General features: G+C 51.3%; 9 protein-coding genes. 2 read left to right on the top strand and 7 right to left on the bottom strand.

Going from position 1 to position 12,989, the window contains the following annotated elements; genetic code table 11:
• Positions 1-38 precede the first annotated feature (38 nt).
• Positions 39-617 (bottom strand): TetR/AcrR family transcriptional regulator, encoded by a 579-nt coding sequence (locus AC0VXT_RS00760; protein WP_475547104.1) that lies wholly within the window; start codon positions 615-617, stop codon positions 39-41.
• A gap of 212 nt (positions 618-829) precedes the next feature.
• Positions 830-2,278 (bottom strand): TrkH family potassium uptake protein, encoded by a 1,449-nt coding sequence (locus tag AC0VXT_RS00755; RefSeq protein ID WP_475547103.1) that lies wholly within the window; start codon positions 2,276-2,278, stop codon positions 830-832.
• Between the two features lie 568 nt (positions 2,279-2,846).
• On the opposite strand from AC0VXT_RS00755, the gene AC0VXT_RS00750 reads away from it, so the two are divergent.
• Positions 2,847-4,280: a sensor domain-containing diguanylate cyclase gene (locus tag AC0VXT_RS00750; RefSeq protein WP_475547102.1), complete on the top strand. Its 1,434-nt coding sequence runs from the start codon at positions 2,847-2,849 to the stop codon at positions 4,278-4,280.
• Between the two features lie 86 nt (positions 4,281-4,366).
• On the opposite strand, the gene AC0VXT_RS00745 is transcribed toward AC0VXT_RS00750, so the two are convergent.
• A complete protein-coding gene (locus AC0VXT_RS00745; RefSeq protein WP_475547101.1) occupies positions 4,367-5,374 on the bottom strand; it encodes an aspartate-semialdehyde dehydrogenase in 1,008 nt (335 codons plus the stop codon).
• Between the two features lie 211 nt (positions 5,375-5,585).
• Positions 5,586-7,043 (bottom strand): TrkH family potassium uptake protein, encoded by a 1,458-nt coding sequence (locus tag AC0VXT_RS00740; protein ID WP_240626353.1) that lies wholly within the window; start codon positions 7,041-7,043, stop codon positions 5,586-5,588.
• A gap of 214 nt (positions 7,044-7,257) precedes the next feature.
• On the opposite strand from AC0VXT_RS00740, the gene AC0VXT_RS00735 reads away from it, so the two are divergent.
• A complete protein-coding gene (locus AC0VXT_RS00735; protein WP_475547100.1) occupies positions 7,258-7,974 on the top strand; it encodes a thermonuclease family protein in 717 nt (238 codons plus the stop codon).
• Here the strand turns inward: AC0VXT_RS00735 and AC0VXT_RS00730 are convergent, their stop codons facing one another.
• The 3 genes from AC0VXT_RS00730 to AC0VXT_RS00720 all read right to left on the bottom strand — a co-directional run bounded on the left by AC0VXT_RS00730 (position 7,975) and on the right by AC0VXT_RS00720 (position 12,950).
• Positions 7,975-9,327, bottom strand: a complete 1,353-nt coding sequence (locus AC0VXT_RS00730) for a PepSY-associated TM helix domain-containing protein (RefSeq protein ID WP_475547099.1) — start codon at positions 9,325-9,327, stop codon at positions 7,975-7,977.
• On the bottom strand, positions 9,327-11,744 hold the full coding sequence (locus AC0VXT_RS00725; RefSeq protein ID WP_475547098.1) for a TonB-dependent siderophore receptor: 2,418 nt from the start codon (positions 11,742-11,744) through the stop codon (positions 9,327-9,329). The genes AC0VXT_RS00730 and AC0VXT_RS00725 overlap by 1 nt, the downstream gene beginning before the upstream one ends.
• A gap of 156 nt (positions 11,745-11,900) precedes the next feature.
• Positions 11,901-12,950 carry a FecR family protein gene (locus tag AC0VXT_RS00720; RefSeq protein WP_475547097.1) on the bottom strand — a complete coding sequence of 350 codons (1,050 nt, stop codon included), beginning with the start codon at positions 12,948-12,950 and terminating at the stop codon, positions 11,901-11,903.
• Between the last annotated feature and the right edge of the window lie 39 nt (positions 12,951-12,989).

Raw genomic sequence — 12,989 nt, 5'->3', positions numbered from 1 at the left:
TTAATATCAACGGAATGGCGGTGTGGTGTACAGTTAGGTCAATACTTTCCAACCGACGCTATCTGTTCATCAAGCCAGAGACACATCAGCTCCACTTCGCTGCGCAAGAAAGCATCATCGTTAAAGGCATTGGCGAGGGTTGCCACCCCCTGACTGCGACCAAGAATGTGCATCGCAAGAAAATCTGACCTTCCAGCAAATCCCAGCCGCTCGAATTGCCGACTGAGCCAGCTTCGAAACAGGGTAAAGAGCGATGCGGCATCGCTTTGTGCCGCATGATTCAGTTTCGCCAGCTCTGATGACAGCGTTCCAACCGGACACCCGAATTTTCGGATTTTCTCACCGTTGACGATCAGGATGTGGATGAAACTACGGATGCGATCCGCCGGGTCATCACCCTCAATCTCCCAACGATCAAGCATCTGTTCGGTATTGGCCAAACGATGGTTGATAACACCATCAAGGATGTCGTCCTTGGTTTTAAAATGATGGTAAAAATTTCCCCGCGAGATACCGACAGCCAATGCAATATCGGCAAACGAAGTCGCCTCAAACCCCTGTTGATAAAACAGAATATCCGCTGTTTCGATGATCCGGTCCCGGGTCGCGATAGCCATTCGAAAATTCCTAACCAACTCATACCTGCAATGAATGCCTGATACCATTAACTCACAGTCACCAGCATTACCCACCTAGGACAATCGCCCTAAACGCAAAATTAGGTCAAATGTCCTATTTTGTCAATTCCGCATAATGAAAGCCTCGTCAGGTAAACTATCTGACGAGGCTTTGGATTAATAAAGACATGATGTTTTAAGCTGAAGCGGTCCTAATCCCGCCAGAAAGCCGGGAACAGCAGCACGAGAACGGTAAAGACTTCTAATCGCCCGATCAGCATCCCGATCGACATCAACCATTTTGCACCATCGGGCAATGTCGCGAAGTTCCCTGACGGCCCAACAATCGGACCAAGCCCCGGCCCCACATTGGCAATCGCGGTCCCGGCACTGGAAACAGCCGTGATGAAATCAAGCCCCATTGCACCAAGCCCCGCCGCCAACACGATAAAGCAGAAGACAAACAGGAAAAAGAAGCTCAGGACAGATTCAGTAACGTCTTCGGACAGCGGTTTACGGTTATAATAGGCAATGAAAACGCCGTGCGGACGTAGCATGTGTGACAGCTGGATTTTGGCGATTTCATACAAAACCTGCAGACGGAAAATCTTCACCCCGCATGTGGTCGATCCCGCACAGCCACCGATAAACATAACAAAGAAAAATACTGTAACTGCAAACGGGCCCCAAAGCCCGTAATCGGTCGTCGCATACCCCGTTCCGGTCATGACGGACACAATGTTGAACGACGTATAGCGCAACGCGGTCAGGAATGGCACGGCATTGGTTTCCGAATGCCAAAAGGCAAGACCGAGAATGATCGAAGACGCGATGGTCACGAACCAACGCACCTGACTGTCACGAAACAGCGCTCTGCCGCGCCCACGCAACATCTGAAGATACAAAATGAACGGCAACGCCCCCGTCGCCATGCCAAGGGTGATGATGACATCAATCGCGGCACTATCGAAATGTCCAACCGATGCATCCTTGGTCGAAAACCCGCCAGTGGCGATGGTTGTCATCGCATGGGCAATCGCATCAAATTGCGACATTCCCGCCCACCAAAGCATGATGGCCCAAAGCGCGGTAAAACTGAGATATAGAACCGCAATGCCCATGGCAATCTGGGTAGCACGTGGAAAGGCCTTGTCGGATTTGTCGGAGTTTTCCATGCGGAAAAGCTGCATACCACCAACACGCAGCATCGGCATAACAGCAATCGCCATCACAATGATCCCGATCCCGCCAAGCCATTGCAAAAGTGCACGCCACAACAAAATCCCCTGCGGGGCAGTATCAAGACCGACAATCACCGTCGATCCCGTGGTTGAAATGCCTGACATCGCTTCAAAAAATGCATCGGTGTAGGACATATCAAGATCAGAAAAGGCAAATGGCAGGGCCGATGCCGCCGTGAGAACCAACCAACTTAACGTCGTCAGGATAAAGGCCTGACGCGAGTTGATTTTAAGGTTCTCCATCCGGTTCATCATGATCAGCGCGCCGCCCACGAACAGCGACACAAAGGATGCCGCCGAAAACACGAGCCAGTCCGACTGACCATAATAAAGATCAACCAGTGCAGGAACGAACATACCCACTGCCAGCGTACAAAGCAGAATGCCAATGATGAAAAGAATGGGACGGAAATCGATCAATGAAACGCCTCTTGGCATGTTTGCCGCGCTGTTCTACCTCGTGGGCAGGACAGCCTGATGTCTTTGCTGTTGTATCTTGCCAGAGCACTGCATACCCGAAATTGCGGCTGTGATGTACCCTCTTCATCACATGCTGCGGAATTCTTGGCACATGCGGGAAGAAAGTCCAGACCTTTAGTCATGTCTTTTGGGTCTGGCAGCACAACCATGCGCAGAAAACAGCCGTTTCTGGGTTGGCTTCACGTCTGATCACCGTTGTACTGACGATTGCCCGATCAAACATCCGGCAGGCGAAGACTATTGATCGCATCATGAAAGCAAAGCCATTATCTTCCGATACTGATCGCAATTAACCGCATATCATTTAAAATCGCGAGGATCTGAGCCCAATTGACTGACCCGGTAGTTTTTCGCATCCACATGTTCCACCCCAACGACAATCGAGAAGCCGAACCAATTCGGACGATGCAATCGTGTTTGATTTGCCCTACATTACAAACGTCAAATTTGCCGCAGAAAACAAATTAACGGCGGCACAAGCCATTGCTTTCTTTGGGGGCTTTCCATTTTGGGAAAGAAATTATACTTCGCAATTGTCCTGTGTCTCCTGCTGGCGACCGGTTTTCTGACGACAAGTTTTGTCAGTTTCCATGTTGCACGCGAATCTGTTGAAGAACAGATTTCCGAAACCACATTGCCCCTTACCAGCGACAACATTTATTCCGAAATACAGCGCGATCTTCTGCAGCCGATTTTCATTTCATCGCTGATGGCGCATGACACATTTGTCCGCGACTGGGCGTTGGCTGGTGAACAGGATAGCGGCAAGATCATCAAGTATCTGGGCGAAATCCAAAACCGCTACGATACGATTACGTCGTATTTCATCTCGGAAAAAACCCGTAATTATTACCATCCGAGCGGGGTCATCAAAAAAATCAGCGAAGAAGACCCAGCCGACGTTTGGTATTTTCAGGCGCGCGACGACATCAAACCCTATGAAGTCAATATCGACAGCGATACCGTCAACCGGTCCCGCCTGACCATTTTCGTCAATTATCAGGTGCGTGATTACGATGGGAATGTCATTGGCGTCACAGGCGTCGGATTGTCGCTGACAGCGGTCACAAACCTGATTGAAACCTATCAAAAGCGATATGGGCGCACGATCTATTTCGTAGACCGCGAAGGCAAAGTGACCCTTAACGGAAGTGGTTTTGGAACTGCTAATTCGCTCCATGAACGTCGTGGCATGCGCTACCACGCGACCCAAATTTTGACCGCACCCGGGTCATCGATTTCATATGAAGAAGACGGCGCAACTTACTTCGTCAACAGCCGCCTGGTGCCTGAATTTGGCTGGCTTCTGATCGTTGAACAAAACGATTTTGTCGCGAATGAGCGTATCCAGAACACGCTACTGATCAATATTGCCATTTCACTTCTGATTACACTTATCGTCGGGCTCGCCGCCTATCTGACAATCCGAAATTATCAGAACCGCCTCGAAGAACTGGCATCCCGCGACAAACTGACAGGCAGCTATAACCGGCAAGTGTTTGACATGCTTTTTGACACCACCCGGAAAAACTGCAAACGCCAGACAAAACCGCTGTCGGTGATGACTTTCGATCTTGATGACTTCAAGGGCATCAATGATGCTTATGGCCATCCGGGCGGGGATGCGGTCCTGCGTGAGGTCCTGACCAACATCCGAACCGCCGTGCGGGAGTCTGATATTGTTTGTCGCTGGGGTGGTGACGAGTTTGTTATTTTGTTCCCGGAGATGGATCGACAGGACGCGCTGACTAAGGCGCGCGATCTGGCTGATCACGTCCGCAATTCACCCATACGGTTCGGTCGTGAAGAAATCACCATGACCATCAGTGCCGGTGTCACCGAATATCGCGACGGCGAAGACATCGATACTCTGATGATGCGGGTCGACAATGCGCTTTACACGGCCAAGGCGACCGGCCCGGATCATATTTCGCTGGCATGATTTGCCTAATCCACCAGACGATCTAAATCGAAAAAACGGCCCCGAAATATCGGGGCCGTTTTGCATTCTCGTCCAAACCAGTTGGCTTAGTCCGCGATCGATGCTTCTGCGATCTGGACAGCATTCAAAGCCGCACCTTTAAGCAGCTGATCACCGGCCACAAACAGTTCCAGACCATGATCACCAAAGATCAGGTTCGTACGGATACGACCCACCTCGACGTCATACTGTTCTGTCGCGGTCAACGGCATCGGGTATTTGTTGTTGGCCGGATCATCAACAAGCTTCACACCCTTGGCTTTCGCCAAAACTTCACGCGCCGCATCCGGGGTGACAACCTTTTCGGTTTCAATCACGATAGACTCGGAATGGGTACGCTCGGTCGGGATACGCACTGCCGTGCATGAAATTGGCAGATCAGGCGTATCAAAGATTTTCCGGGTTTCCCAGGTTACCTTCATTTCTTCGCGCGTGTAGCCATTTTCCTGGAAGGTATCAATGTGCGGAATGACGTTGAAAGCCAGCGGCGAGGAGAAAACCTCTGCCGGAATTGGCTTGCCTGCCAAACCGGCAGCAAGCCCTTCACGCAGCTCGTTCATACCCGGCTGCCCGGACCCCGAAGCGGCCTGATAGGTTGAAACGATGACTTTCTTCAAGCCAAACGCCTGATGCAGCGGCCAAAGTGCCACGGCAGCAATCGCCGTGGTGCAATTTGGGTTCGCAATCAGCTTTGCGGTCTTGGCAAGATGACCATTGATTTCCGGCACGATCAGCGGAACATCGTCATTCAAACGGAATGCCGAGGAGTTATCAATCACCAACGCACCTTCGGCAATTTTCGGCCCATATTCCTTGGCAAAATCACCCGAAACAGCAAGGAAGACAATGTCACACTGTTTGGCTTCTTCGACAGAAAACAGCGCGACGGTTTTAGTGCCGAACTTAGTCTCCACGGTCTTGCCTGCGGAACGCTCGGACGCGAACAGGGTGAGTTCACCTACAGGGAAGTTACGATCAAACATAACGTTGATCAGCTCGACGCCAACCGCACCGGTTGCGCCGATTACACCGACATGGAGATTTTCGGCACTCATAATAATTGTCTAACCTCGTATAAAAATTGCTGTCATATTCGACCACCGCGATCCATCGCGGGCCGCGCATTATAGGGATTTATCAAGCGAAGGCAAATCTACCTTGCCGCATCGCACATATGCTGCGGTAATGTCTGCTATAGAACGTGATACTGATCGGATTGTTCCACGACATATTTAAGGTCAGACGGCGAAAACCGCCGGTTAAAACCTAGTCGCGCCAGAAGGACGGCATCAAAAGCACCAGCAGGGTTTCAAACTCCAACCGACCCAGGATCATCGCAACATCCAGAATCCATTTGGCCGAATCGGGCAGTGACTGGAAGTTACCTGCCGGTCCGATAATATTGCCAAGTCCCGGACCAACGTTGGCAAGTGCTGTTGCCGCCGCACTCATCGACGTGATCAGATCAAGCCCGGTCAAACCAAGGGCGACCGTTACCACCATATAGCTCAACGCCAAAAGACATACATACACCGTTACGGCATTGAAAATGTCCGAAGTGATCTCATGGCGATCAATACGACTGACCACGACCGCTGACGGGCTGCGCAACCGCATGAAATGCGCCTGAAGCCCGGTGAAAATCACATACAGACGGAACATCTTAAACCCGCCCGCTGTCGATCCCGAACATCCGCCAATAAAAGTTGCAAAGAAAAACAGCATCACCGCTGCCGGCCCCCACAACAGATAATCCCCCGATGCAAACCCCGTCGTTGTAATCACCGACACAAGATTAAAGGCCGCCATGGTCAGTGACCGGAAAATGCTGTCATCTGAAATCTGGGCCAGTCGGAACGTCAAAAGCAGGGTAAAGACCGTGATGATCAGGCCGAACAGCTTGATCTGCTGATTGCCAATGATCGCACCAATTTTGCGTTTACGGATCAAAACCGCATAGGCGGTAAAGGGCAAGGCCCCCGCACACATGAAAACAACCCCGACCCAATGCAGGGCCAGGTTGGAATCGAACTTTGCAAAAGACATATCCGACGTCGAATAGCCCCCCGTCGCAAGGGTCGTCATGCCGTGGTTGATGGCATCGAACCATGTCATGCCAAAGAACCGGTAAAGCAACATGCAGATGACGCTCAGCGAGACATAAATCAGCACAATCTGCATGCACATGTCGCGTATGCGCGGGCTGAGTTTTTCTGAACGGTCCGAACTTTCCATCTGGAAAAGCTGCATCCCACCAACACGCATCATCGGCAAAAGTGCTAATGCGGTAACAATGATCCCGATCCCGCCAAGCCATTGCATGATCGAACGCCACACCAGCAAACCCGGCGGCATTTGATCAAGCCCAGACAGAACCGTCGATCCGGTTGTCGTCAAACCGGAAACCGTTTCAAACACCGCGTCACAAAAGCTGATATCAAGCGATGAATACCACAGCGGTAATGCCCCGGTCAGACTGACCGCAATCCATGACACGACGGTCAGGACATAGCCCTGACGCGAAGTCACGCGAGGCCCGATATCGGATCGACAGGCAAGGCACGCCATTCCGCCCAAGCCGATGGTGGTCATCGAGGCTTGCGCAAAAATTCTCCAGTCGGGATTTCCGTAATACAAATCCACGGCCGCCGGCACCAGCATCGAAACACCGATGATAATGACCATGACCCCGACGACGAAAAAGATAGGTTGCAGACGAAACAAAGCCGCTTCCCTGACAGCTGGACCAAAATCCGCTTGTAGCGCCAAACGTCCGTAAATGCATCCGGTTATTGGATAAGCCCTGACGGAATGACATCGCATCAGTCCATCAAGGTCATTATTTCGCCGTTGTTTTTAGATGTTCTGTCGGTCTGTCTGATGTGCCATCCTTGCGATACTTGGGGTCTGACCCAATTGCCAACATACCGAGGTTTGCTTGAAACGCTTTTCCCACCTGATTGTCTTGATTGCCGTACCCGCATTGTTTGCGCTTGCCGTTTACCTGCACGATAAACCGGTTAACGCCGCCGGGGACAAAATTGCAAAGACCGGCGAGATCGCACTAAAGGCCGAAGGCCGGGACATACAGGTAATTGATGGCGATACGATCATGATCAACGGCAAGGTTGCCGACATCGCAGGAATGGATGCTCCTGAACTCGGCCAACAGTGCCGTCATAATGGCACCTTCCAGGATTGTGGCATGTCTTCAGCCATGCAATTGCGCAAATATTTCGCCATGGCGCCCTTCACCGTCCAATGCTGGCCGGGTGACCCGGAACGTTCAGAAAAACAGGGTGATTTCCCGATTGTTGAATGTGGCATTGGGGAACGCGACGTGGCCGCAGCCATGATCACTGACGGTGAAGCCCTGCCGATACCCGGTTATTCACACCGCTATGACAGCCTGTCTACCGAAGCGGACAATGCCAAAATCGGCATCCATGGGGGTGATATGATGGCACCCGCAGATTGGCGTGCAGGCAAACGTCTTGACGACGAAGACGGACGCTGCCTGTTCGTTGCCGATGGCAAAGGAAATTACCTGAGCACCCTTGATCCGCGCTTTGCCGATATGGACACGTCCGAGAACAGCAAAATCTGCAGCGACGAGGAGGCCCGTCAGAAGGGATATTCTTACACCGCCCCGTGATCATGCCTCACAGGTTTGTCCAACTGCCTTGCGTTGCAACGAAAAAATGCCAATCACCCAAAGCAATTTGATGATCAAGGTTACAAAAACCCAACCGATAATGAAAACTGCAACACCATCTGGCAGTTCCGCCATATGATATTGTCCATCAATCTTTCCGCCCACGCGGTGTAAATAGATCCAGACAATCGGCAAAGCCGATATCGGAACAAGTAACGCAACACAGGCGGCAAGATCGGCTTTCGGCCATCTGCTTTGTTTTCTCTTGCTTTGCTTTTGCACATAAAGCCACGCCCCGGAAAGCGACAATCCCGCCAATAGTACACCGAAAACAAACCACACAATCTTGCTTACAAGACCGGCAAAAGTCCCGAAATGCAGGATGTCGGCGGTTTCGGACCAACGCCAGTATGCGTTCAGGTCATCTGCATGCTGATTGAATGTGACCACACCGGTAAACGGGTTGAGGAACAATTTGTTTGCTCTGTCACGAACCAGAACATCATCAGATTGCCCAATAACGTAAAAATATCCCCGCCGATCAGGTTGAATCGTTGATATTCGCAAATCGGGGCGCTGGGATTGCGCAATATCTATCAGATCCGATACGGTCAGACGCTCTTGGCCCAATTCGGTAACGTCACGCAACTGACGAACAGCCAAAGGATAGGCATCGACCAGGGCAAACTTTTCATCGCCAAGTTTATATCGCGTTTCTTCGAACAGGTACCAGGCCCCCGTGGTCGTCATTACGACGACAAACCACAAGCTCCAAAGTCCCGCCAGCTTGTGTAAACCGCTCCAAAAGCTGATCGTTGTTTTGCCAAGCCGCAGGTCAAAAAAGCGCTGCCACCATCGCTTAAAGAAATAGAACGCTGAAAGCATCGATAGAAAAAGCGGGATGGCAAATAGACAGACAAGAAATTTTCCGATGCCATAAAGCCCGAAAAACGCTTCATGATATTCGCGAAAGAACCGTTGGACAGTAAAAATGGACTGGCTGCCCGTGATCTTTAGCGTTGTTTGATCAACATAGACAAATCGCCGCCCAACATCCGGCATTTTGACTGTGAACCTGGCCGCAGAAACCCTATCTGCAGGGGCTTCTGCCAATTCGATCTTGGCATCGGGATAGCTGTTTTCCACAACCTCGAAGGCCGCAGAAAAGTCGAATGGGTTTTCATGGACATTCGTTCGGGCCCCGGAAAATAACAGCCAATCGATTTCCGATGACAAGGAAGCAAAAGCACCGCTCCAACAGATCGAAAACAGCATCAAACCAAGATACACACCGATCCAGCTGTGCCAGTCAAACCCGATGGGTTTGACTGGCAGCTTCAACCATCGAACCATCAGAACTCGACTCTGACGCTTCCGAATACGGTCCGTGGATTACCAACACTGACGCGATAGGTCCCTCCGGATGCCACATAATAATCCTCGTCGGTGACGTTTTTCACCCCAAGGTCGAAACGGACACGCGATTCATTTCTAAGCGGCAGGTAATACCAAACGCCAAGGTCGTAGACGGTATAGTCTTCCAGTTCGAACGTGTGGTTATTGTTGCCGTAACGATCACCGACATGTGTCAGGCCACCGCCAAAACCAAGGCCTTTGAAGTCGCTGGCGGCATCCTGGAACTCATAGCTGGCCCAAAGGCTTGCGGTCATATCCGGCGTATTGGCCGGGCGGTTGCCGTTATTGTCATTGTCGCTGACAATTTCTGCGCGGAGAAAACCAACACTGCCGCGCAGGTTAAGCCCCTTAACTGGCGTCGCGGTAACGGAACTTTCGAAACCACGCGAACGAATACCGCCGGTCAATTGCGGTGTACCGTTTACTGTTTCCACCACGTTTTCCTGTTCGATATCGAACAGGGAAGCAGTCAGCAACAACCGATCCTTCAACCCGGACCATTTTGCCCCGATTTCGTACTGCCGCCCTTCCTCTGGCGCAAATACCGTCGTTGTTTCATTGCCGGTATAAATGTTTTGCGACTGGAAAGTCTCGGCAAAGGACCCATAAAGCGACAATTGGTCGACCGGCTTCCACAACAGGCCGGCAGACTTCGTCAATTTGCCGTCGCGTTTCGGGTCCGCACCCGACAAGGCACCGGTCAGTTTATTTTCGGCGTTGTATTCATTGTCAAATATCTCATAGCGCGCTCCAAGTGTCAGCGTGACGTCATCGGTAAGATGAAGGTCGCCCTGTGCGTAGGGTCCATACGAGATTTGCTCGACTTCAGTATATTGCCGGGAACGCGGATTTGAAGACGTATTATCGATCAGCGTAAAGGATGACGGGTTCGAAATTGTACCCCCGACCTGATCTTGACCGGAAAAATTGGTCCAGGTTTCGTATTGGTGGCGCAGCTCGACCCCGGAAACCAGGTCCACAGGCCGCCAAAGGTCTGCCTCACCACGAAGCTGCATACGCCCGAACGCCGTGCTGAGTTCGCGATCATCATTGCCCTGTACGCGGCGTGTCAGAACCCCCGTGCCCGAGACATTCGTCACCTCGTTGCGAAGCTCGTTAACCTGCTCGTAGGCATAGAAAAGTTTACTCTCAAGATACCAGTCGTCATCAAAAACCGGCACGGAGTTATCAAGTTCCCAGATATGGGTCGTCACATCACGGTTATTCAGATTGGCCTGATCAAATCGCGTATCAAGCGACACATTGGCAATCTCGCGACTGGTGCCGCTTCCGGGAACCGTAACCACGCCACGGTCAACGGGCCGCTCGTCATGGGTGTATTCATAACTGAAATCAACCAGTGAACCACCATCGGTCATCCACGATATTGAGCTGTTTAAAAACTGCCGTTCGATGGTCGCATCCCGGAAATTCTCACTATCCTCGGCAGAGGTCGTGACACGATATGCCAACGCATCACTCTGCCCAATCGGCCCGGTTACATCGGCCAGCACCTGTTTCTGACCATGCTCGTTAAAATTCGTAACAGCATAGGCCTGCTGTTCATATTCCGGCTTCTTGGTAATGACATTGACCAGTCCGCCTGGGGTCATCTGACCAATTTCGGCCACTGGTCCCTTGACGATCTGCACATTATCCACCGTTGACGGGTTGATGCGACCGTTGGTCTTAAGGCGCACCCCGTTGCGATAAATATCGTCACGACGACGGAAACCGCGAATAAGGAAATCCTCGCGGCTGCCACCATAGCCATCCATATTCACCACATTTGGCGACAAACGATACACTTCCTCAAGCTCTTGCGCATGCTGATCAAGCAGCAATTGCTCGGGGATGACTTCGACCGTGCGCGGGATGTCTGTCACATCCTTGGGGATCATCGTGCCGGTTTCGGCACGTCGGCTGTCATATCGCGACTGACGCGTACCAATAATCATGATCGTGTCGAGCGTAACCTCGCCCGCATCTCCATTGGACGTCTTCGGGCGCAACGTAATCGAGTTTTCTGATGTATAGATGAAATCGACATTGCTGCCCCAAAGCAACGCATCAAGCGCTTCATCTACTGTATATTTACCGGTCAGTGCAGGTACATCATGTCCGTAAATCGATTGTTCGGTATAAAGAATCTGGATCCCGGTAACGTCGGAAAATGCGGTCAAAGCCTGTGGCAATGGCTGCGCTGAAATATCGAATTGGAACAGTATCTGAGTTTGTGCCTGCTGATTGGCGTTTTGCGCGAAGGTACCTTGTGCAAATGCCGTTTGAAAGGCCAGAACCGATACCCCAATCATCAGTTGCCGCCCAAGTTTCATGTTTTTTAAGCTGACCACGTCAGTCCCCCAAGTCTTCAAATACAAGAATGCGAATAGGTCGCATTGTCGCCATACATATAAAGACGCAAGAGATAGACAAGTCCCCTAACGAAGCGGGAACATTTTTTTAATCGCTAAAACAACCCAATCAGACAGGACTGGCCGTATCGGAAATTATATCATCAATATCATATAGTTACCAAGCCTCACGACCTGAATAGACAATGTTCCTTCAATCGCTTCAATGACCTGATCGATATCATCTGTGCGAAACACACCACTGACTGACATCTCACTCAGCTTGGGGTTCACAGCCATGATATGTCCCTCATGATAGGTATTGAGGACATCGATCACATCTGAAAGCGGGGTCTGATAGAAAACCATTTTGCCCTTGCGCCATGCCGTGGTTGCCACGCGATCAAAATGCGTGCGCTTTCCGACACCACGGGATGAAAGCGTCGTGGCTTCACCCGCAAGCAAGGTCACATGCTTCTTGTTATTGCTACCAACCTCATCGGGCCCACCGGTGGACCAATCCACGGCGACCTTGCCTTCTTCCAGACTGACCGTCACCTGATCCTTGTCTGATGAAATGTTGAATACAGTGCCCAGTGCCGTCACATCACCAAATTTGGTATGGACAACAAACGGGCGCTGCGTGTCATGGGCAACTTCGAACCAGGCTTCCCCCGACACCAGATCAATGCTCCGCGTATCTGCGTCGAAATCAATAGACACCGCACTTTCTGCATTCAACTTGATCACACTGCCATCTGGAAGTGCATTGGTCAAAACAGAGTGCTGCGCGTAAATGAAGGTGTCATCAAACATTCCCTTCACAGCTGGGTAAGTTCCCGTTCCAAGCCCGACAAACAACAACAAACAAGCCGCTATCGCCGAAACGATGACCGGGCGCATGTATCCGCGCCGTCTGGGAGTAATTTGGTTTTTCGGTTTCTTGCGATCATCATTTGATTGCGCTTGCCGTGCTTGTTGCTTCACCGGCTCTTCCACCTTACCCCAAAGCAGCTCGACTTCGGCATAGGCGTGCACGTTCTTTGGTGATTGCTCCAGCCAATGTTCAAACTGCGCAAACAACGCGTCCCACTGATCAGAAGCGGCGTTTTTATTGGCTTCACGCAATCGGCTGTGCCAAATCACCGCTTCGTCAAACAGGTCCTCTGAAATCGGTTCATGCGACATGTTCTGACGATCCCTCATTCAATCGCCTCCAGATCATCAGAAAGCCCGAACCGCACC

The sequence above is a fragment of the Thalassospira sp. Z349TD_5 genome (assembly GCF_056173045.1).
This window is presented reverse-complemented; position numbering and strand designations above follow the sequence as displayed.

Coding starts and splice junctions, on each gene's coding strand:
- AC0VXT_RS00760 (WP_475547104.1), bottom strand. CDS start 617: ATGGCTATCGCGACCCGGGACCGGATCATCGAAACAGCGGATATTCTG.
- AC0VXT_RS00745 (WP_475547101.1), bottom strand. CDS start 5,374: ATGAGTGCCGAAAATCTCCATGTCGGTGTAATCGGCGCAACCGGTGCG.
- AC0VXT_RS00730 (WP_475547099.1), bottom strand. CDS start 9,327: ATGGTTCGATGGTTGAAGCTGCCAGTCAAACCCATCGGGTTTGACTGG.
- AC0VXT_RS00720 (WP_475547097.1), bottom strand. CDS start 12,950: ATGAGGGATCGTCAGAACATGTCGCATGAACCGATTTCAGAGGACCTG.